This window comes from Yinghuangia aomiensis, assembly GCF_039542225.1.
Lineage (GTDB): Bacteria > Actinomycetota > Actinomycetes > Streptomycetales > Streptomycetaceae > Yinghuangia > Yinghuangia aomiensis.
Genome location: NZ_BAABHS010000029.1, coordinates 1 through 21,557, shown reverse-complemented (window position 1 = coordinate 21,557; position 21,557 = coordinate 1). Strand labels below are relative to the sequence as shown.

Genomic DNA, 21,557 nt, shown 5'->3' with positions numbered 1-21,557 from the left:
CGCGCGGCCTGGGCGGAAGCCACTCTCTCGGAAGGTGCCATGGGGCGAAGCCCCCGCACGGGGGCACCTCTCAGCACGTCTCTACGGATTTCGCCCTCGCGCCGGTCGGCCCGTCGTATGGCGGCTTTGGCTGCATCGCTCAGCTCGTCGCTCATGTGTCGTTCCTCCTCGCTTGCGCTCGGCTCCGTCATGCCTACCAGGGCTGCGGGGGCTATGTCACCAAGCGGGCGCCGGCGGGGATACGGCTATCGGGTTCCTCACACACCGGGATCGAATGTTCCCGGCATGCCGATCGTTCGACGCGGTAGAGCGTTCCGGCGGACCGGTCGGGACGAGACCGAGAGGGGCTGCAGCATGCGCGCGGTTTTCGTGACACGGTTCGGGGGACCCGAGGTCATGGTCCTGCGGGAAGCGCCGGACCCGGTTCCCGGGGCGGGGCAGGTTCTGGTCGATGTCGCGTTCGCCGGGGTGACGTTCGTCGAGACGCAGATCCGGGCGGGCACCGACCGATGGCACGAACGGCCGGAACTGCCGTTCGTCCCCGGGGGCATGGTCGCCGGGCGGGTCGGCGCGGTGGGTGACGGAGCGGACTCGGCGTGGGTCGGCCGGCGGGTGCTCGCCGGCACGGGGGAGACCGGCGGGTTCGCGGAACGTGCGGTGGCCGATGCGGGCGAGCTGATCCCGGTCCCGGACGGGCTGGACCTGTCCGTCGCTCTCGCGTTGCACACGGACGGCAGTACGGCCCTGGGGCTGGTCGAAGGCGCGCAGATCAAGCCGGACGACTGGGTCCTCGTCGAAGCCGCGGCCGGCGGGGTCGGCAGCATCCTCGTGCAACTCGCGGCGGCCGCAGGCGCGCACGTGGTCGCCGCCGCGCGCGGCACCAGGAAGCTGGACGCGGCCCGCGCGCTGGGGGCCGCCGCCGTCGTGGACTACTCCGAGCCGGGGTGGGCCGAGCGGGTGCGCGAGGTGACCGGCGGCGGCCCCGACGTGGTCTTCGACGGCGTCGGCGGCGCTATCGGACGCGCCGCGTTCGAGGTCATCGCACGGGGAGGCCGCTTCTCGGTGCACGGTGCCTCCAGCGGGGAACCCACCGTCGTCGACCCGAACGAGGCGCACGACCGCGGAGTGCGGGTGCTCGCGCTGGACCAGTTGTTCACGTTCGGCCCGCGCATGCACGGCTGGGCCGAAGAAATCATGGCCGCCGCGGCGGCGGGCCGCGTCCGCCCCATGGTCGGCCAGACCTTCCCGCTGGACCGGGCCGCGGCCGCGCATGCCGCCATCGAGTCGCGCCAGGCCCTCGGCAAGACACTGATCACCATGAACTGACCGCGGAATCGGCCGCGGGCAGCGGACTGCAGGATCATCGTCTCGTTGGCCGCGCACATCGAGAAGCAGGGAGACACCATGACCACGACCGTGACCGACGAGCAGATCCAGGCTCTGGCGGCGAGCGCGAAGCCCTACAGCGTGGCACTCCTGCGGTGGGCGCCAGGGCGGACCATGGACGGCGCGGACGCCGTGGAACGCGAACACCAGCGCCGAATGGTGTCGTTGCGCGCCGACGGCGTCATCGCGATCCTGTGCCCGGTCGCCTCCGACACCATGGCCGGCATCGCGATCATGACCGTCCCGGCCGAGGAAGCCGAGGAGATCATGGCCGGGGACCCCTGTGTGCAAGCCGGGATGATGACCTGCGACGTGCACGCGTGTTTCGGCTTCCCCGGAGACGCCCTCCCGGTGTGACCGCGCGTCCCCGCGCCCCTGTGCCCCCGTGCCCCCGTGGGGCACGGGGCTCCGGGTCTCGGCACGGCGCACCTACGGCAATCCTCGTCCGCCCGCCGAAGTACGCGGCCGCAGAGGGCATTTCCGGACGGTGCCCACGCGCACCCGGACGCCCGGAGCGGACGTGGCGGTGCCGGCCCCCCGGGGCACCGCCACGAGGTGGCCATGCTGGTACCCGAGCGCCACCGCGTGCGCACGCGTGCGTGCGCGGAGCACCTCGAACAGTCCGCGGGCCCGGGAACGGACCGCTTCCTCGGACAATACGAGGCGCTCCGCGATCTCCGCATTGCTGCGTCCGTGGGCCATGCCTTCGAGGACGTCGAGGTGGTCGGGCTTCAGTTCGACGGCCTCCCGCGGCTCGGCGGGCAGGCCGGTCAGCCAGCCCTCCCGGTAGGCCAAACCCACCAGACCCGCCCGGTCCCGTTCGCCCACCCGGGCGGTGATGCGGTTCAGATGGCTTTTGACGGTGAACGGCGACAGGCCGAGCGAACACGCCATTTCCTTGTTCGTGCTGCCGCGCGCGATACCGGCCACGATCTCGATTTCCCGGGTATTGAGCGGGCTGCCCGGATGCGGCGGGAAGTGCGGCCGCGCGGAGCCGATCGACCGCACGACCGCATCGACGATCTTCTCGATGTCCGCCGAACTCAGCGGAATGCCGTGACGGCCGACCGCGGCGAGGATCGCGGCGTGGACCAGTTCCGGATGGATCGACATCGACATGCTCCTTTGCACGCCGCCGGCCGCCGTTGCGTGAGGAGGCGGGGAGCTCCCGACACCCCCCGAGTGCCGGGACCACCCCGTGCCGCGGCAGCGGGCGCCTCACTGCTACCTGCCGGAAAAAGTGATCCGTGTCGAACCGGATCGTCCGCCCGTCGGCACCGTGCGGCGGCCGACGCAATTTCCGTCGCGTGCCGAACCGGTGGCGGTCGTTGCGCGTGCGTGCTGGTGGAGCATCCGGCCGAGCCGCTTGGCGCTCGGAACCGTGGCCGGGCCGATGCGGCGCATCCTCACGTGCGGGACGCCGCCGACAGCCGTGCGTAATCGAGAGCGGAGCCGCGGCCGAGGTCTTCGGCCGTCGCCGCGCGTTGTTCCGGGCAACGGATACCTCCAGAGGCTGGTGCGGGGGCCGCCGTGCGACCCACCAACCCGTTCGAAATCCACGGGGGTTGCGGTTTCTCAAGCACCCGAGTTAGTGGCATCCGGGGGCACGCAGGCCGTCCGTCCGCTGCCGCCCCCCTCGGGCCGCGAAGTGCCAGGAACACACCTTCACGCGGGAAACGATTCCCGTCAACGGCTGATTACCCGAGAAGGGCTATCCACCCGCACGGGCGAACTTCGTCCGGGTTGATCCTTGCGGGGGAGGCGCCGGGGAAATCCCGTGCCATTTCCGTGTTCCCGGGAATTGCCGCACGGGCAAAACCGTCGAACGCCTGTTTCGCCGGGTCGAGTTCGCGGACACGTCGCGGTCGGCGTCAGCGGTGCGCCGGGGCTCGGCGTTCGAGGTGCGCGAGCAGGTCGGGGATGAGGTAGCGCACGACGGCGTCGACGCTTTCGGCCGGGTACTCGTCGTGGAGTTGGCGCAGCCGCCCGGTGTCGGGATCGGCCATCGCGAGCAGGACACCTACGGTGTCGAGGCCCAACTCGCCGGTCCCGATGCGGGTGATCATCACCAGGGCACCCTCGGGTAGTTCGACGGTCACACCGGGCGGGTAGACGGGGCCGTCGAAGTCGACGCCGCACTGCGTGACATGCACGGCGGTCAGCTGTCTGACAGACAGGCGCTGACCCACCGGCTCGGTGGGAATGCGGAAGCGCATGGCGGAATCTGAGTCCTTCGGAGGAGGGCGTCCGGCGGGCTGCCGGACGCGTGGTCGACGGTCGGGGGCTGCGGGTAGGGCGGTGCGGGGAAGCGGTCATGACGGAAACCGCTCCCTCGGGTCCGTGGTCGGCCGCTGCCGCCGCAGGCGCGTGCCTTCCCCGTGACGGGCCAAGACGTCGCTGCTGAGGCTGTCGGCGTAGCAGGCGACGGGTCCGGGGGCGGTGGCGGCGGCGAGGAACGCGGCAACCGCGGCCATCGGGGCGTCGCCGTCGAACACCGCCCGCCACGCTTCCGGGCCGTCCCCGCCGACCGTGCACCTCACCGCCCAACCCGAGCCGACGCGCAGCATCCAGGGGATGTGCCACTTCGGCGCGAGAGTCCCGTACGCGACGAGCAGGTCGCCGTCGCCGTGCCGGGCCTCGATGAACCAGCCGTTCAACTCCCGGATTTCCCATCCGGCGGCGGCCAAGTGCGCGTGCGCGGTCGCGATGTCGGGACAGAAGGGTCCGCCCGGGCCGGCGTCGGGCGCGCACGGCCCCGGTCCGTCGCGGAGCCCGTCGGCCAGCGCACCGAGGTAGGCGGCCACGGCGGCGGTCGGCGCGTCGTCGCTGAAGTCCGCGGTCCACAGCACGGACGTGCGGAGGCCGTCCGTGCACCGGATGCGCCAGGTCCAGACGCCGGCGGCGGGCAACCAGCCCGCGTAGACGAGGCCGCCGGGGTGGCGGGCATGGACGTTGGCGGCCGGGTCCGCGACCATCGACCATCCTCCGGCGCGTATCACCTCGAACGCCGGCTCGGCGTCGGCGCCGCCGGCGAACCGAGGCGGCACGGACACGACGACGGAGTGACTGCGGCCGACGGACACTTCCCAGGCTCCTCTGCTCTGCTTTCGCGGTGTCTTCGGATTGCCGTGCTGCGCGTGTTCGGAAATCGATGCCCGCCGCGAATGCCGATGCGCGCCGCAATGTGCGCACCATCGACGAATATCCCGCGCAACGGGTCCCCGCTGTTCGAGTCGTCGGCAAATCGAGCCGCCCGCGGTCGGGCTCGGTCGCCGTCTCGCCAACCAACTCTCCGGAATCGGTCGCGAACTGCGGCTTCGAGCTTCGACTCGGGCGGCACTCGGCGGCCCGGACGGAACTCTTGTCCGCCTCCCCCGAATGCGACGAGAAGTGCAGGGGATATACCTTTACGCCCGCGCGGATTCCGCGTCAACGGATGATTGCCGGTGCACGGATCTCCACCCGCACGGGCGAAGGTCGGCCAGCTTGCGCCCTCCGGGGGCCGCGCCGGAATGCCCCTGCCGAATTCCCGCAGATCAGACCGGTGTTCTTGGTAAGTCCTATTTACATTTCCGACGCGGAGTGAATGTGGCGCGGGCGGCGCGCCGATTACCCGACGGGGCGAGATGCCCCTCGCGGGACGCCGTGCGGCACGATGGCTCCATGGACGAGCGTGAGCGTGCGGCGAGTCGGACGGCGGTGCTGGTCTGCCAGGGGCGTGCGGCCGCGGACGGCATCGTCGCGCCCGGCCGCTTCGCGGATCCGGTGGCGGGGCGGCTGCTGCGCGACGGAGAGCGTACGCCGGTCGACCAGGTCCGGGCGGGCACGCCCCCGGAGGGGTGGCGGGCGCGTACCGGGTACGAGAGCGTGCGGGCTTGCGCGGAGGTGGTCGTTCCGCGGACGGTCGCGATCGACGACGCGGTCCGCGCCAGGGCGGGCGGCCAACTGGTGATCCTGGGTGCGGGGCTGGACACGCGCGCGTGGCGTCTGCCCGAGCTGGCCCGGACGGATGTGTGGGAGGTCGACCATCCGGCGTCCCAGCAGGACAAGCAGGCCCGCCTTGCGGAAGTCGCGGCGCCGGACGGCGCGAGGGGCGAGGACGGCGTCAGCGGCGAGGACGGCGGCAGTGCCGAGGATCTCCCGGCCCTGGCCCGGTCCGTGCGGTTCACGCCGGTGGACTTCGCCGTCGACGATCTCGGTGCGGCGTTGGAGGCGGCGGGACACGACTCGTCCGCGCCGACGGTGTGGCTCTGGGAGGGCGTGGTCCCGTACCTCACGCGCGGTCAGGTCCGGGCCACGATCACGGCGATCGCGGCGCGGACCGCGCCGGGCAGTGCGCTGGTCGTCAACTACCAGGCTCCGTCGGTGCGGGCGCGGGCCGGAAGGCTGCTGGCGCGGGTACTCGGCAGTTCGGCCACATCCGCCGAACCGTGGCGGTCGCTGTGGCGGCCCCCGCAGATGGCCGAGCTGTTCGCCGCGCACGGATTTCGGGCGGTGTCGGACGACGACCTCCTCACTCTCGCGCACCGGCTCGGCGGCCCGCCCCGGGGGCGGTCGTCGCTGCGTTCGGGCCGCGTGGCCGTGGCGGAGCCGCGGTCCTGAGCCTTGGCGGTGTCGGCGGTCACCGTGAGGGGCGCGGATATCCACCGCACCCGACCGAGGCCTCCCGACCACGGGGGGCGTGGTCGGGAGGCCGGTTCCGGGCGCGGGCAACGGGCCGCGACGCGGCCCCGGTGCCCGGACTGTGCGCCGACGGAGAATCCGGCGGCGGCGCGGGCGTGCGAACGGGCTCACACCGCCGCCCACCACCCCGCATCCAGGTCGTGGGCCATCGGCCCCTCCGTCGCGGCCGCGGCCAAGTGGCGGGCGGCGGCGACGCCTTCGGCCGGTTCGAGCATGCAGCCGACGACGAGGCCGAGTCCGGTCTCCGCGCAGGCGGCGACCACGTCGCGGGCCGGGCCGAGGCCGCCGCACTTGAGGAGCTTGAGGTTGACCAAGTCCGCCGCCGACGCGTCGGCGATGCGCCGGACGTCCTCGGCGGTGAACACGCTTTCGTCGGCGAGGACGGGCCACGGGGAAGCCCGGCGTACCGCGGCGAGGCCCGCGATGTCGTCCGCGCGGACCGGCTGTTCGACGAGTTCGAGGTCGATGCCGAGCGCGGCGATCCCGTCCAGGACCCGCACCGCGTCCGCGGGCGACCATGCTTGGTTGGCGTCGACGCGCAGCACGGTCGCGCGGTCGCCGCCGCCGAGCGCGGCATGGACCGCCGCCACCCGTTGGACGTCGGCCTCCGGGTCGGCGAGCTTCAGTTTGAGGGTGTCGAAGCCCTCGGCGACGGCCTCGCGGGCCGCGGCGGCCATCGCCGACGGACTGTCGACGCTGACCGTCAGGTCCGACCGGACCGGCGCCGCCGCGTTGCCGAGCAAGGCCGGGAGCCATCCGGCCTCGGCCGGATCGCCCGACGCCGCACCGGCCGACGCCGCACCGCCGCCCGGGGCCGGATCGCCCGAGCCGCCGAGCCCGGCGTACTCCGCGGCGAGGTGGTGCAGCGCCAGATCCGCCGCGGCCCGTGCCGACGGCACTCCGGCGGCTGCCGCACCGATGGCGTCCACTGCCTCTGCGAGAGTGCGCGGGCCGCGCCGGAGCGCGCGGGTGATCGGGCCGTGCAAGGCGGCGAGGATCGATTCCTCGGTGTCGCCGGTGATGGCGGGCGTCGCCACGGTGGTGCCGACGGCCCGTATCCCGGACGACGTGTGCAGGGACACTTCGATGGCCGACAGCGCGCGGACGGTCCGCAGCGCGGTGCGGAACGGCCGGCGCAGCGGACGCCGGACCACCGCGCTGGACAGCCCGTCGACCGGCGGCAGTTCGAGGTCGGGCAGCGGCGGAAGCGGGCGCGGCCGGTTGCGGGCGGGACGCCGCATGAGGACTTGGGGCGTTCGCCAGCGCGGGTCGGTGCGGCGCGGGCCTTCGAGGCGGAAGCCGGCCCGCTCGTACACGTCCCGGGCACGGGAGTTGGCCTCGAAGACCCACAGCCGGACGTCCCGGTCGGGCATCGCGTCGAGGGCGTGGCGGAGGAGGGTGCGTCCGACCCCGAGGCCGCCGGCCGCGGGGTGGACGTACAGCGCGGCGAGGTAGGCGCCGTCCACGTGTTCGGCGTCCTCGCCGAACCGGGTGAAACCGACCGGGCTCCCGTCGGCGCCGACCGCCAGCACCGTGGCCAGCCGCGGGTTGTCCAGTCCCGCGGCCAAGTCCCCGGCGACACCCGACGGTTCCATGGCGTCGATGACCTCGTCGGGCACGACCCCGCGGTATCCGCTCCGCCACGCGTGGACGAAGACCTCGGCCATGGCGGCCAGGTCGCCGGCGCCGGCGGTGCGCAGTCCGACGCCGGCGGCAACGCCTCCCGCGGTGGTCATGCGATCACGCGCATGTGCCGGGGCCGCACGGCGGCCGGGCGGGGGAGTTCGATCGGCTGCGCGCCGGGGGTGAGGGACCCGAGGATGGCGCCGCGCCGGGCACCGGTGGCCGACGGGACGGTGCCCTCGAGGCCGTGCACGGAGAGGTAGCCGAGGAGGGCGAACAGGTAGGCCTCTTTGCCCTGCGCCGGAAGCCCGAAGTCGTCGATGGGGCGGATCCGGGTGGCGGGGGCGAGGTCCGCGATCCGCCGCATCAGCGTCGGGTTGCGCACGCCTCCGCCCGCGACGACGAGTTCGGTGACGTCGTGGTCGCGGCACGCCTCGACGACCAGCTGTGCGGTGAGTTCGGTCAGGGTCGCGAGGAGGTCGTCGGTGGCGACGGTCCGGCCGTCGAGGGCGTCCCGGACGTAATCGGCATGGAAGAGTTCCTTGCCGGTCGACTTCGGCGGCGCGAGCCGGTAGTAGGGCTCGGCCAGAAGGCGGTCGAGGAGCTTGGGGTCGACGGTGCCGCGGGCGGCCCGGGCACCCCCCTTGTCCATCCGCTCGGTTCCGCCGGTGGCGTCGACGACCGCCGAGTCCATCAGCGCGTTGGCCGGACCGATGTCGTAGGCGATGACCCGGCCGTCGCGGTCCCGGACCGTGATGTTGGCGATGCCGCCGAGGTTGAGCGAGCCGCGCCGCACCCCGGAGGCCTCGGAGTCCTCGGAGAGGACCAGGAGTTCGTCGAGGGTCGAGGCCAGCGGTGCGGCGTGGCCGCCCCGGGTGATGTCGCGGGTGCGCAGGTCGGTGACCGTGGTGAGGCCGGTGGCCTCGGCGATCCAGGCGGCGGCGCCGAGCTGCAGCGTGCCGAGGGCGTGGTCGCCGTCGACCCAGTGGTACACGGTTTGGCCGTGCGAGACGACGAGGTGCGCGCCGCCGCCGGCGACCTCGTCGTTGGCGCGGGCCGCGACGGTGCCGAAGAACTTGCCCAGTTCGGTGTCCAGGCGGCACACCTCGGACAGCGTGGTGGAGTGCGGGGGCAGGGCGGCGGCGAGGCGGGCGCGGAGGTCGTCGGGCATGTCCGCGCTGTAGGTGCCGCGCGGCCGGCAGACGACGTCGGTCCCGTCGAGCGCGAAGTCGGCGACGGCCGCGTCGACGGCGTCGTACGACGTCCCGGAGAGTATGCCGATGACGGTCAGGTCCATCTGGTTTCTCCTTGGTCTGCGGCCGGTCCGGGCCGGCCGCGGGCTAGCCGTGTCTAGTGGTCCAGGTGGTCGGCGGCCGCCGCGAGGACGCGGAGCCACATCGGTTCGGTCGGCCGCAGGTCGGTGAGCGCGGGCTGGTTGCCCGCGTCGGCCGGCACGGCGTGCAGGCGGTTGGTGATCATGGCGACGGCGGCGTCCCGGTCCGGAAGGGCCGCGACCGCCACGCCGGGGAAGCCGGTGTGGCCGAGTGCGCGTCCCCACGGGCCGTGCCAGATCCGGAAGCCGAGCGCCTGGCCGGGGTCGGCTCCCGGAGCGGTGAACGCCGCGGCGGTGACCGGGCGGATCGGGCCGCGCCCGGCCAGGCTGTCGGACAGTCCGGTGCCGAAGCGCAGCAGGTCGGCGGCCGTGGTGAACAGGCCGGCGTGCCCGGCCGCGCCCTCGAAGGCATGGAAGGCGTTGCCGTCGTTGACCTCGCCGACCACGTCGTGCTCGCGCCAGCCGGGGAAGGCGTCGGCGGCCGCCGCGATGGTGTCCGGGACCGGGTACGGGGTGCCCGTCGCGATCATGCGGCGCTCGACCCAGTCGCCGGCCGAGCTGGCCGCGACCGGCCCGCCCGGCACCGGGGCCCGGTAGCCGGTCGCGGTCAGCCCGTAGGGTGTCATCACCAGCTCGGCGACCGACCGCTCCAGGCCGCCGCCGATCCGCCCCACGACCTCACCGAGCAGGATGAAGCCGAGGTCGGAGTAGTGGCGCCCGGATCCCACGGCGTACCGTCGCGGGATCCGCGCCGCGCGGGCCGCGGCTTCGGTGCCGCCGGGCCCGTCGAGGTACAGCGGCCACCACTCCCGCAGTCCCGCCCGGTGCTCCAGCAGGTCGCGCAGGCGGATGGCCGGATCGGGGCCGGGCAGGTAGCGGGCCGCGGGGTCGTCGACGCCGAGGTGGCCGAGGTTCGCCAAGGTCATGAGGGCGGCGGTGGTGCCCAGGATCTTGGTGACCGAGCCGGCGTCGGTACGGGTGTCCCAGCCCATCGGCTCGTGCGGCGCCGCCGCGCCGTCGGGGGAGCGGCGGGCATGGCCGGTGGCCGCGTACGCGACTTTTCCGTGGGCGGCCACGGCGACGAGGGCGCCCGGCGGGGCGAGGCCGTCGAAGGTGCTTCCGACCAGGTCGGAGGCGGCCTCGGCCAGGGGGCCGGACGTCTGGCGGACCGGCTGCGGGGGTGTCGGGGGGAGTGGCACGTGCCACAGGTTAATGGTTTACCTATTGCCTGTCATCCAGGTGAACATTTAACGTGAGGGCCGTTCGCCGCTCCGTTGTTTCGAAGGACGTCGCCATGACAGCTCGCACCGCGCCGCGTCGGGGGACCGCTCGGAAAGCCCGTTCCGGCACCCGAAGAGGCCCCGCTTCCCGGTTCCGCCTCCTGACCGGCATCACGGCCACGGCCGTCGCCCTCACGACGGGATTGGCCGCCTGCTCCCCCAGCAGCGGCTCCTCCTCGTCGTCGTCCGGCGGCGGCGTCTCGGCCTTCACCGTCGCCCGCACGGGCGACATCGACAAGCTCGACCCGCAGCTCGCCACCGCCTTCCAGACCCAGCAAACGCTCGGCCTGGTGTACTCGTCGCTGGTCAAGACCGGCGCCGACGGTTCGCTCCAGCCCGACCTGGCCTCGGCCTGGACGATCGCGCCGGACAACCTGACCGTCACGTTCACCCTCCGTACCGGCGTGACCTGGCACGACGGGACGCCGTTCACGTCGGCGGACGTCAAGGCCTCGCTCGAGCGGATCCTCAACCAGTCCACCGGCGCGGTCGGGCGTTCCAACCTGACCGCCATCTCCGGCATCGACGCCCCGGACCAGGGCACGGTGGTCCTCCACCTGAGCAAGCCCGCCGCGTCGCTGCTGTACTCGCTCTCGTCGGTGAACACCTCGATCCTGAGCGCCAAGGACATCACCGCGGGCACCGTCGGCAAGCAGCCCGACGGCACCGGCCCCTTCACCTGGAAGCAGTGGGACCAGGGGCAGCAGGTCGTGCTGGCCTCCAACGCCGCCTACTACGGCGGCGCCCCGGCGATCAACACCCTCACCTTCCGGGTGATCCCGGACGAGGCCTCGATCCTGTCCGGCATGAAGGCCGGCGCCTTCCAGCTCGGCCAGATCTCCGACCCGGGCATCGCCCAGCAGGCCGGATCCGGCGGCGGCTTCGACCTCGTCAAACAGCCGACCCTGGCGTACCACACGCTGATGCTCAACGGCCGCCGCGGACCCCTGCAGAACCAGCAGGTCCGCCAGGCGATCGCCTGCGCGGTCGACCGGGACCAGGTCCTCAAGACGGCGGCCTACGGCGACGGCACGGTCACCGGGCCCATCACCAGCCCGGCGTTCCCGTACCCCGCCACCGACGGCCTGCCCTGCAAGCCCGGCGACACCGCCCAGGCCAAGCAGATGCTCGCGGCGGCCGGCTACGGCAACGGATTCTCCCTCGACACCATCGTGGAGACCGGCGAATACGCCACCGCGGGCGCCGAGGCCCAGAACCTCCAGGCCCAGCTCGCCAAGATCGGCGTCAGCCTCAACCTGCGCCAGCTGCCCACGTCGCCGTACGTGCAGGCGTGGCTCGGCGCCGACTACGAGGCCGCGGTCGCCCTCAACGGCGGCTCCTACGACCCGTACCTGATGTACGGCCGCTACTTCAGCGCCGGCGGCAGCCTGAGCAAGCCCGCGGGCCTGGAGTCCCAGGCCCTGGCGGACCTGCTCGCCCAGGGCAACGCCACCAACGACGACGCGGCCCGGAAGACCATCTACGGCAACCTCCAGAAGCAGCTGCTGACCGAGTCGCCGTGGGTGTGGATGTTCCGCTCGGACGACTATTACATGGTCAAGTCCGGCGTCCAGGGCTTCACGCCGCGCCCGGACGAACTGCTGACCTCGCTGGCAGCAGTCAAGTGACCCGGTGGCGCCCCGCGCGCGGGAACCGGAGCCTGCGCCGGGGCGCCCCCGGCCCCACCGCACGACCCCAACGACAACCACGACCACGACCACGACCACGAGAGGAGCCGACCGCATGTTGACCTGGCGATGGTTCGCCGCGCGGTTCGGGGGCGCCGTGCTCACGCTGCTGGGGGTGACGGTTGTCGTCTTCGTGGTGCTGCGCACGATCCCCGGGGACGCCGTCACCGCGTCCCTCGGCACCGAGTCCGGCACGCTGACCCCGGCGCAGCGCGAATCCCTCAACCACTACTACGGCATCGACAAGTCCTGGTTCGAGCAGCTGTGGACGTGGATCTCCGGCATCGCGCACGGTGACCTGGGACTCTCCACCACCAGCGGCAAAGCGGTCACCGAGCTGCTCGGCACCGCGCTGCCGGTGACCGTCGAGATCGCCGCCCTGGCCGCCCTGATGGGCACCGCGGCCGGCATCGTGCTCGGCGTCCTCGCGGGCGCCCGGGCCGGACGCACCTCCGACACCGCCACCCAGGGCGCCGCCCTGGTCGGCCTCGCCATCCCCGAGTTCGTCGTCGGAACCGCCGTCGTCACGATCCTCGCCGAAGTGTTCAGCTACTTCCCGAGCACCGGCACGTTCATCCCGATGACCAACTCGGTCTCGGAGAACCTGAGCCAGGTCTTCTACCCGTCGCTCGTCCTCGCGATCCCGTTCGCGGCCAACGTGATGCGCACGACCCGCTCGGAATACGTCGAGATGGCCGAAGCCGACTACGTGCGCACCGCCCGCGGCAAGGGCCTGCACCCCGGCCGGATCCGCCGCGCCCACATCCTGCGCAACGCGACGATCCCGATCGTGACCCTGACCGGCATCCAGTTCGGCTACCTGCTGGGCGGCACGGTCATCGTGGAGCAGATCTTCGCGCTCCCCGGCATGGGACGGCTGCTGCTGACCTCCATCACCAACCGCGACTACCCGGTCGTGCAAGGCACGGTGCTGGTCATCGCCGTGCTGTTCGTCCTGGTCAACCTGATCGTGGACCTGCTGTACCGGGCCATCGACCCGAGGACGCGTGCGGCATGAGCATCCAACCTCTCGTCACCGAGGCCGAGCCCGTTCCGGCGTCGGCACCGGCCGCCACCCGCAGCCGCCTGCTCGCCCGCGTCTGGCGCGACCGCAACGGCCGGGTCGGGCTGATCGTCACCGGATTCCTCGTGCTGGTCGCCGTCCTCGGCGCGGTCGGCGCGGTGCCGCACGACCCCATCGCCCAGCATCCCGACGACCGCCTGCAAGGCCCCTCCGCCACCTACTGGTTCGGAACCGACCAGTTCGGCCGGGACATCGCCGCGCGGGTCGCGGTCGGCATCTGGACCTCGCTGCGCGTGGCCGTGCTGTCCGTCGCCATCGCCACGGTGATCGGCTCGCTGCTCGGCATCTGCGCGGGATTCTTCCGCGGCTGGGTCGACCAGGTCGTCAGCCGGTTCGTGGACATCCTGTTCGCGTTCCCCGCGATCCTGCTGGCCCTCGCCGTCGTCACGGCGCTCGGCACCGGCTGGCAGAACACCGCGATCGCGATCGCCGTCGTCTACACGCCGATCTTCGCCCGGGTGTCCCGCGGACCCACGCTGTCCGTCGGCAACGCCGAGTACATCAAGGCGCAGCGCGTCCTGGGCACACCGCTCCCGCGCGTCATGCTGCGGCACGTCCTGCCGAACGTCAGCGCCCCGATCGTCGTGCAGGTGACGCTCGCGTTGTCCTGGGCGATCCTCACCGAATCGTCGCTGTCGTTCCTCGGCCTGGGCACCCAGCCGCCGGCGGCCAGCCTCGGCCTCATGGTGTCGGATGCCCGAAGCACCGTCGCGAACGCCTGGTGGACGCTCACGTTCCCGGCCCTCGCGATCGTCGTCGCGGTCATCGCCCTCAACCTGCTCGGCGACGGACTGCGCAGCGCCCTCGATCCCCGGAGGGAGTCGCGGTCATGACGGACAAGCTGACGAAGGCCCGCACAGGGCCGCACGAGAACGGTGCACCGATGAGCGACACCGGAGCGGCGCCGCGGCCGACCGGCGACCCGGTCCTGACCGTCCGCGGGCTGCGCACCGCGGTCCGCACGGCGTCCGGCCCCCTGGAGATCCTGCGCGGCGTCGACCTCGACGTCGCCCGCGGCGAAACCGTCGCCGTGGTCGGGGAATCCGGCTCCGGCAAGTCGTTCACCGCGCTGAGCATCGCCGGCCTGCTGCCCGCCGGCGCCGACGTCACCGGCGGCAGCGTGCTCCTCGAAGGACGCGACCTGGTGCCGCTCCCCGAGGACGAGCGCCGCAAGGTCCGCGGCGCGGAGATCGGCATGGTCTACCAGGACCCGATGACCTCCCTGAACCCGGTCATGCGCATCGGCAAGCAGGTCACCGAAGGCCTCCGCGCGCACGGCTGGTCCAAGGAGGACGCCCACGAACGGGCCCTCGAAGTCCTCGGCGAAGTCGGGCTGCCGTCGCCGCGGGCCCTGATGCGGCAGTACCCGCACCAGCTTTCCGGCGGCATGCGGCAGCGCGTCCTCATCGCCTGCGCCCTGGCCCCCCGGCCGAAGGTGCTCATCGCGGACGAGCCGACCACCGCGCTCGACGTCACCATCCAGCAGCAGATCCTGGGCACCGTCGCCCGGCTCCGCGACGAATACGGACTGGCCGTCGTGTGGATCACCCACGACCTGGGGGTGGTCGCCCGCATCGCCGACCGCGTCGCCGTCATGTACGCCGGCCGCGTCGCGGAACTCTCCCGCACCCGAAGCCTGTTCACCGAACCGCAGCACCCGTACAGCAGCGGTCTCCTGCGGTCGCTGCCCACCCCGGAGCACCCCCACCAGGCCCTGCTGCCGCAGATCGGCGGCGCCCCGATCCTGCTGTCCGACCTGCCGCCCGGCTGCCCGTTCGCGGCACGCTGCCCGCAGCGCGCCGACCGCTGCACGCGGGAGGAACCGCCCCTGGTGAACCGCGGGTCCGCGAGCGCGGCCTGCTGGTTCCCGCCGCACGAGTGGAAGAACACGCCGATGGAGGTGACCTCGCATGCGCAAGGTGCGTAAGACCGCGGAGGCGCCGCAGGTTTCCCGCAGTGCCGCGGACGCCGCCGGTGCCGCCGACACCCCGGCCATCGACGTCCGCGGCGTGGTCCGGCACTACCGCTCGCCCGGCCGCGGCGTCGTCCACGCGCTGGACGACGTCAGCGTCCGCGTCGAACGCGGCCGGGTCCTGGGCATCGTCGGCGAGAGCGGCTGCGGCAAGTCGACGCTGGCCCGCCTGCTGACCCGGCTCGAACGGCCCGACGACGGCACCGTGGAGGTGCTCGGCACCCGGATCGACAACGCCAAACGGGGCCCGCTGCGTCGCATGCGCCGGACCATCCAGCTCGTCTTCCAGGACCCCTACGCGTCCCTCGACCCCCGCCAGCGGGTCGGCGCCGCACTCGCCGAAGTCCTCGACGTGCACGGCCTGCCGTCGGGACCCGACCGGGTCGGGGAACTCCTCGAACAGGTCGGCCTGGTCGCGGCGCTCGCCGAGCGCTACCCGCACCAGCTGTCCGGCGGCCAGCGCCAGCGCCTGGGCATCGCCCGCGCGCTCGCCGTGCGCCCCGACGTCCTGGTCCTCGACGAACCGGTGTCCGCGCTCGACGTCTCGGTGCGCGCCGAGATCATGAACCTCCTGGTCCACCTGCGCGAGGAACTCGGGCTGACGTTCGTCTTCATCTCGCACGACCTGGGCATGGTGCGGCACTTCGCCGACGAGATCGCGGTGATGTACCTCGGCAAGATCGTCGAGATCGGCCCGTGGGACGCCGTGTCCGACGAGCCGCTGCACCCCTACACCCGTGCCCTGCAAGCCGCCGTGCTCATCCCCGACCCCACCAGGGACGCGGCCGTCGCCGAAACCGGCGTCACCGGCGAGGTGCCGGACGCGGCCGCGCCGCCCACGGGCTGCCGTTTCCACCCGCGCTGCCCGCTCGCCGAGGACGTGTGCCGGACCGAAGAGCCCGCGCTGCTCCCCGTCCCGGTGTTCCGGAAGGACGGCACCCAGCCGTCCGGGGAACACCGCCTCGCCTGCCATGTGGTGCGCCGCCGCTTCGCCGAAACGGCGGAGGCTGCACAATCACCTGCGCAGGCGACGGCGCACACGGCCGCACCGGCCGTACGGGTGGGGAAGGAGACGGGGGAATGACGAAGGCTACTGCGCGCAAGGGGGCATCCGCGGATCCCGCCGCGGAGGACCGGGCAGCGGCATCCGGCACCCGGACGGGCTCACCGTCCGGCCGCCACGATCTGCTCACGCGACTGCGCGGCCTGGCACCGTCCCTGGTGCCGTCGAAGCGCCGGGTCGCGGCGTGCATCCTGCGCGACCCGGCGACGGTCGCCGCCCAGACGATCACCGAACTGGCGCGGGCCGCACAGACGTCCGAGACGACCGTGCTGCGCCTGTGCCACGAACTCGGCCTGCAGGGCTACCGCGACCTGCGCGTCGCCCTCGCCACCGAGTCGGGGCGCGAGCAAGAGCGCGCCGACGGCAAGCGCACGGTCGGCGGCGACATCGGCCGCGACGACGACCTCGACGCCATCATCGACACGATCACCTACCACGACCGGCAGGCGATCGCCGACACCGCCCGCATCCTCGACCGCGCGGCGATGGCCGAGGCGGTGCGCCTCACTTCCGCGGCCCGCCGCATCGACATCGTCGGGGTCGGCGCGAGCGCCGTGATCGCCCTCGACCTCCAGCAGAAGCTCCACCGCATCGGGCTCATCGCCTACGCCTGGCACGACACGCACGCCGCACTCACCGCGGCCGCCCTGCTCGGCCCGGACGACGTCGCCATCGGCGTCTCGCACACCGGCGCCACGCTCGACACCGTCGACGCCATCGGCGAAGCGGCCGCCCGCGGCGCCCACACCATCGCCTTGACCAGCGCACCGCATTCGCCGCTCGCCGGCGTCGCCGACGTGCTGCTCACCACCGCCGGCCGCGAGACGACGTTCCGCTCCGGAGCGACCGCCTCGCGGATCGCCGCCCTGAGCGTCGTCGACGTGCTGTTCGCCGCCGTCGCGCAACGCAACTACGACCGGGCGATCTCCGCGCTCGAAATCACCCGCAGGGCCGTCGTCAGCCGCCGCGCCGACATCGACGAAGGCCCCTGGGAGGAAGACCGCACGTGAAACAGACCCGCATCCGCGTGATCTCCCCTACCGAGGAGGTCAACACCCGCACCCACGACCTGGACATCGTGCCGACGCTCGAACTCGTCCGGCTCATCAACGCCGAGGACGACCGCGTGCCCGGCGCCGTCGCCGCCGTGCTCCCCGAACTCGCCGCGCTGGTCGACGTGTCGGCCGCCCGCGTCGAAGCCGGCGGACGCGTCCACTACTACGGCGCCGGGACCTCCGGGCGCCTCGGCGTCCTCGACGCCGCCGAACTCACCCCCACCTTCGGCAGCACCGGCACGGTGGTGGCCCACCAGGCGGGCGGCGCCCGCGCCTTCGTCACCGCGGTCGAAGACGCCGAAGACGTCATGGACGGCACCGACACCGACGACATCCGCTCGGGGGACGTCGTCATCGGCCTGGCGGCCTCCGGCCGCACGCCCTACGTCGGCGCGGCCTTGACCGCGGCCCGGGCCCTCGGCGTCCCCACCGCCCTGGTGACCTCCAACCCGTCCGCGCCGCTGGCCGACCTGGCCGACCACCTCCTCGTGGCCGACACCGGCCCCGAGGCGCTGACCGGCTCGACCCGGCTCAAGGCGGGCAGCGCCCAGAAGCTGATCCTGAACACGTTCTCGACCGCGCTGATGGTGCGGCTCGGGCACACGTACGGGAACCTCATGGTCGACCTCCAGGCCACCAACGCGAAGCTGCGCGGCCGTTCGCTGGAAGTCCTGGGCCAGGCCACCGGCGCGGACCGGGGGGAGGCCGCCGAGGCACTCGACGCGTGCGGCGACATCAAGACCGCCGTCGTCTACCTCCTGGCCCGCCGCTCCGACGTGCCCGCACCGAGCCCCGAACGCTGCCGGGCCGCGCTCGCCGACGCCGGCGGCTACGTGCGCCGGGCACTGGCCGTGTTGGAGGGACGGCCCGTCCCGCTCGTCCCCCCGGCGAAGCGGACGTGACCGTGCCGCTCGCCCACCGCCGCAGGCGGCGGTCCGCCGCCGACCGCCCGCTCACCGGTCTCCCCACCGCCGATCCCGCCCTCCGGGACGCCCTCGACCGCGTGCTGCCGGGCGCCGTCGCGGCGCGGGCGAGCGACCGGCTCGCCGCCGCGCACGACGCGTCGCACTACCTGATCGTGCCGCAGGCGGTGGTCCGGCCCCGGGATGTCCCGCACATGGCGGCCCTGTTCCGGGCCACCGCCGCGCACGGCGTGGCGGTGACGTTCCGCTCCGGCGGCACCAGCCTGTCGGGGCAGGCCGGCGGCGACGGGGTACTCGTCGATACCCGGCGCCACTTCCGCGGCATCGAGGTCCTCGACGACGGCGCGCGCGTCCGGGTCCAGCCCGGGGCGACCGTCCGCGCCGTCAACACCCGGCTCGCCCGGTACGGCCGGAAGCTCGGCCCGGACCCGGCCAGCGAGACCGCCTGCACCATCGGCGGGGTCGTCGCCAACAACTCCAGCGGCATGGCCTGCGGCACCGAGAGCAACACGTACCGCACGCTCGAGTCGGCCGTCCTCGTCCTGCCGAGCGGCACCGTCGTGGACACCGGTGCGCCGGACGCCGACGACCGCCTCCGCGCGCTCGAACCGGCCGTCCACGCGGGACTCGTCCGGCTGCGCGACCGGGTCCGCTCGAACCCGTCGTCGCTGGCGACGATCCGCCGCCTGTACGCCCTCAAGAACACCATGGGCTACGGCGTGAACTCCTTCGTCGACCACACCCGCCCGGTCGACATCCTCGCGCACCTGGTGATCGGCAGCGAAGGCACGCTCGCCTTCGTCGCCGAAGCCACCTTCCGCACCGTGCCGTCCCATCCGCACACCGCGACCGGTCTGCTGCTCTTCGACGACCTGAGGACCGCGACCGCGGCCCTGCCGGACCTGGTCGCCGCCGGGTTCGCCGCCGTCGAACTCCTCGACACGACAAGCCTGCGCGTCGCGCAACGCGACCCGAAGGCCGCCGACCGACTGCGCCGCCTGGACCTCCGCACCCACGCGGCCCTGCTCGTCGAACACCAGCAGCCCACCACCGAAGCCCTCCGGGAACGGGTGGAGGCAGCCGACCGCCTCCTCCGCGAACTCCCGCTCGCCGAGCCCGCCGCCCTGACCGGCTCGGCGGAAGCCCGCGCCGCCCTGTGGCACATCCGCAAGGGCCTGTACGCCACAGTCGCGGGCGCCCGCCCCTCGGGCACCACCGCGCTGCTCGAAGACATCGCCGTCCCCGTCGACCGCCTCCTGCCCGCGTGCACCGAACTCACCGAACTGTTCGGGCGCCACCGCTATACCGACAGCGTCATCTTCGGCCACGCGAAAGACGGCAACATCCACTTCCTCCTCAACGAGGACTTCGACGACCCCCGGCTCGTCGAGCGGTACCTGGCGTTCACCGAGGACATGGTCGACCTGGTGCTCGGCCACGGCGGCACGCTCAAAGCCGAACACGGCACCGGCCGCATCATGGCACCCTACGTCCGCCGCCAATACGGCGACGAGCTGTACGACGTCATGCGCGAAACCAAGCAACTCATCGACCCGCAAGGCCTTCTCAACCCGGGCGTCCTGCTCTCCGACGACCCGGCCGTGCACCTCGGCCACCTCAAATCCACCCCCACCGTGGAAGCCGAAGTGGACCGGTGCGTCGAATGCGGATACTGCGAACCGAGCTGCCCGAGCCGCGACCTGACCCTGACACCCCGGCAACGCATCGTGCTGCGCCGCGAGATCGCCCGCGCGCAGGCGGCCGGGGACACCGAACTGGCGGCCCGCCTCGAAGACGAGTACCAGTACGACGGCGTGGACACCTGCGCGGTGGACGGCATGTGCCAGACCGCTTGCCCCGTCCTCATCGACACCGGCGACCTCACCCGACGCCTGCGCGCCGAACGGCTCGGCCGCTCCGCGCAGAAGCTCGGCACCACGGCCGCCAAGCACTGGGACGGCGTCACCCGGGCCGCCGCGGCCGCCCTGACCACCGCCGACGCGCTGCCCGCGGGCCTGCCCCGCACGGTCGCGGCCGCAGGCCGGGCGGTGTTCGGGCCGGAAGCGATTCCCGCCTGGTCGGCCGAACTGCCGCGCGGCGGGACCGCGCGCCAGGCACGTGCCGCGACCGCCCCGCAAGCCGTCTACTTCCCGGCGTGCGTCACCACCATGTTCGGCCCGGCCGGGGCCGACGACACGGGCGGCGGTGTCCGCGACGCCTTCCTCGCCCTGTGCGAGCGGGCCGGTGTCGACATCCGCATCCCCGCCGGCATCGCCTCGCTCTGCTGCGGAACCCCGTGGAAGTCCAAGGGACTGACGGACGGCCACACCGCCATGAGCGACCGCCTCATCCCCGCCTTGCGGCACGCCACGGACAACGGAGCACTGCCGGTCGTCGTCGACGCGGCCTCGTGCACCGAGGGCCTCACCCAGGTGCTCGCCGAACACGGCATCACCGTGGTCGACGCCGTCGCCTTCACCGACGCCGTCGTCCTCCCGCGCCTGCCCAGCGCGCGGCGGCTTTCCTCCGTGGTGGTCCACCACACGTGCTCCGCCACCCGCCTCGACCTCCGCGCGGCGTTCCTCCGCGTGGCCGCCGCGACGGCGGACGACGTCGTGGAACCGGACGACTGGGACTGCTGCGCTTTCGCCGGCGACCGCGGCCTCCTGCACCCGGAATTGACGGCATCCGCGACGACAGCGGAATCCCGCTCCGTCGCCGCACACCCCGGATCCGCCCACGTCTCCCTGAACCGGACCTGCGAACTCGGCATGACCCGGGCCACCGGGCACCGGTACCGGCACGTCCTCGAACTCCTCGAGGACGTGACGCGCCCGATGTCGTAAGACAGGGCGGGCCCTTGCCGCGCCCCTCGGCGACGGCCCGGGAGACCCGCGTGTGCCGGCCCGGGGACGGGCAGATATGACTGTCCGCGTGGCCGATCAGAAGAACACCGCGCGTTTTGTCATGGCAACGTCCTCGCTCGTCATCGCCGCCTGCTCGGTAGCGGTGGCGGTCAAAGTGACGGGCAGCGACTTCGGTTCGCCGCCACCTCCGCGCCTCATGGACCCCGGGGCGCTGCAGCAGCGGGTGGCCGACCAGGTCCAGGGCTACCGGGACACGCCCGTCACCAGGGTGAGCTGCCCCGCTTCCATCGTGGTCAAGGTCGGCACTCGGTTCACCTGCCACTTCTGGGACGGGCGCATGGGCGAAGTCCCGGTCACGATCTCCTCCGACCAGGGCGACATCACCCTGGGCAACCCGACGCGGTTCTGACTCCGGGCGTCCCCGGCATCCCCAATACGCGGGGATCCCCGCGCGGAGTGGACATCGCGGGAGCGGCAAGGGGGGCGCGCTATCGTCGGGAACCGTGACTCAGCCGCCTGCCCCGCCGCCCTATCCGCCGGGGAACCCGCCCGGCGGCACCGGCCCTCCGCCGCCCGCGGGACCGCCCGCGCCGCCGCTGA

Annotated in this window: 18 protein-coding genes; 12 read left to right on the top strand and 6 right to left on the bottom strand. The window is 73.1% G+C overall.

The genetic code is table 11. From position 1 onward, the window contains the following. Positions 1-354 precede the first annotated feature (354 nt). Positions 355-1,326, top strand: coding sequence for a zinc-binding dehydrogenase (locus ABEA93_RS31340; RefSeq protein WP_345679238.1), 972 nt, complete (start codon positions 355-357; stop codon positions 1,324-1,326). Between the two features lie 78 nt (positions 1,327-1,404). Then, positions 1,405-1,743 carry a YciI family protein gene (locus ABEA93_RS31335; RefSeq protein ID WP_345679237.1) on the top strand — a complete coding sequence of 113 codons (339 nt, stop codon included), beginning with the start codon at positions 1,405-1,407 and terminating at the stop codon, positions 1,741-1,743. A gap of 72 nt (positions 1,744-1,815) precedes the next feature. Here ABEA93_RS31335 and ABEA93_RS31330 read toward each other — a convergent pair whose 3' ends face one another. The 3 genes from ABEA93_RS31330 to ABEA93_RS31320 form a co-directional block, all read right to left on the bottom strand. Continuing rightward, on the bottom strand, positions 1,816-2,499 hold the full coding sequence (locus ABEA93_RS31330; protein WP_425585175.1) for a response regulator transcription factor: 684 nt from the start codon (positions 2,497-2,499) through the stop codon (positions 1,816-1,818). A 758-nt stretch (positions 2,500-3,257) separates the two neighbouring features. After that, positions 3,258-3,602, bottom strand: coding sequence for a hypothetical protein (locus ABEA93_RS31325; RefSeq protein ID WP_345679236.1), 345 nt, complete (start codon positions 3,600-3,602; stop codon positions 3,258-3,260). Between the two features lie 96 nt (positions 3,603-3,698). Further along, the gene (locus ABEA93_RS31320; RefSeq protein WP_345679235.1) at positions 3,699-4,469 is read right to left on the bottom strand and encodes a DUF317 domain-containing protein; all 771 of its coding nucleotides are present in this window, start codon (positions 4,467-4,469) and stop codon (positions 3,699-3,701) included. A gap of 580 nt (positions 4,470-5,049) precedes the next feature. On the opposite strand from ABEA93_RS31320, the gene ABEA93_RS31315 reads away from it, so the two are divergent. Beyond that, complete coding sequence (locus ABEA93_RS31315; protein WP_345679234.1) at positions 5,050-5,988, top strand: class I SAM-dependent methyltransferase; 939 nt, start codon at positions 5,050-5,052, stop codon at positions 5,986-5,988. 188 nt (positions 5,989-6,176) lie between these two features. On the opposite strand, the gene ABEA93_RS31310 is transcribed toward ABEA93_RS31315, so the two are convergent. Genes ABEA93_RS31310 through ABEA93_RS31300 form a run of 3 tightly spaced genes read right to left on the bottom strand, consistent with a single transcriptional unit; the run spans position 6,177 to position 10,224 of the window. Continuing rightward, entirely contained in the window at positions 6,177-7,805 is a 1,629-nt protein-coding gene (locus ABEA93_RS31310) for a GNAT family N-acetyltransferase (protein ID WP_345679233.1), read from the bottom strand. Then, positions 7,802-8,983, bottom strand: coding sequence for an anhydro-N-acetylmuramic acid kinase (locus ABEA93_RS31305; protein WP_345679317.1), 1,182 nt, complete (start codon positions 8,981-8,983; stop codon positions 7,802-7,804). Before ABEA93_RS31305 ends, ABEA93_RS31310 begins: the two co-directional genes overlap by 4 nt. Before the next feature lie 59 nt (positions 8,984-9,042). After that, positions 9,043-10,224, bottom strand: coding sequence for a serine hydrolase domain-containing protein (locus ABEA93_RS31300; RefSeq protein ID WP_345679232.1), 1,182 nt, complete (start codon positions 10,222-10,224; stop codon positions 9,043-9,045). 95 nt (positions 10,225-10,319) lie between these two features. On the opposite strand from ABEA93_RS31300, the gene ABEA93_RS31295 reads away from it, so the two are divergent. From ABEA93_RS31295 to ABEA93_RS31255, 9 genes are all read left to right on the top strand, one after another. After that, complete coding sequence (locus ABEA93_RS31295; RefSeq protein ID WP_345679231.1) at positions 10,320-11,933, top strand: ABC transporter substrate-binding protein; 1,614 nt, start codon at positions 10,320-10,322, stop codon at positions 11,931-11,933. Positions 11,934-12,048: 115 nt separating this feature from the next. Beyond that, a complete protein-coding gene (locus tag ABEA93_RS31290) occupies positions 12,049-13,011 on the top strand; it encodes an ABC transporter permease (protein WP_345679230.1) in 963 nt (320 codons plus the stop codon). Next, the gene (locus tag ABEA93_RS31285) at positions 13,008-13,910 is read left to right on the top strand and encodes an ABC transporter permease (protein WP_345679229.1); all 903 of its coding nucleotides are present in this window, start codon (positions 13,008-13,010) and stop codon (positions 13,908-13,910) included. The genes ABEA93_RS31290 and ABEA93_RS31285 overlap by 4 nt, the downstream gene beginning before the upstream one ends. Continuing rightward, on the top strand, positions 13,907-15,004 hold the full coding sequence (locus tag ABEA93_RS31280) for an ABC transporter ATP-binding protein (protein ID WP_345679228.1): 1,098 nt from the start codon (positions 13,907-13,909) through the stop codon (positions 15,002-15,004). Before ABEA93_RS31285 ends, ABEA93_RS31280 begins: the two co-directional genes overlap by 4 nt. Continuing rightward, positions 14,988-16,133, top strand: a complete 1,146-nt coding sequence (locus ABEA93_RS31275; RefSeq protein WP_345679227.1) for an ABC transporter ATP-binding protein — start codon at positions 14,988-14,990, stop codon at positions 16,131-16,133. The genes ABEA93_RS31280 and ABEA93_RS31275 overlap by 17 nt, the downstream gene beginning before the upstream one ends. Next, complete coding sequence (locus ABEA93_RS31270) at positions 16,130-17,122, top strand: MurR/RpiR family transcriptional regulator (RefSeq protein ID WP_345679226.1); 993 nt, start codon at positions 16,130-16,132, stop codon at positions 17,120-17,122. The genes ABEA93_RS31275 and ABEA93_RS31270 overlap by 4 nt, the downstream gene beginning before the upstream one ends. Further along, a complete protein-coding gene (locus ABEA93_RS31265) occupies positions 17,119-18,069 on the top strand; it encodes an N-acetylmuramic acid 6-phosphate etherase (protein WP_345679225.1) in 951 nt (316 codons plus the stop codon). The genes ABEA93_RS31270 and ABEA93_RS31265 overlap by 4 nt, the downstream gene beginning before the upstream one ends. Beyond that, on the top strand, positions 18,066-20,936 hold the full coding sequence (locus tag ABEA93_RS31260) for an FAD-binding and (Fe-S)-binding domain-containing protein (RefSeq protein WP_345679224.1): 2,871 nt from the start codon (positions 18,066-18,068) through the stop codon (positions 20,934-20,936). Before ABEA93_RS31265 ends, ABEA93_RS31260 begins: the two co-directional genes overlap by 4 nt. Before the next feature lie 88 nt (positions 20,937-21,024). Then, positions 21,025-21,366: a DUF4333 domain-containing protein gene (locus tag ABEA93_RS31255; protein ID WP_345679223.1), complete on the top strand. Its 342-nt coding sequence runs from the start codon at positions 21,025-21,027 to the stop codon at positions 21,364-21,366. The last annotated feature ends 191 nt before the right edge of the window (positions 21,367-21,557 follow it).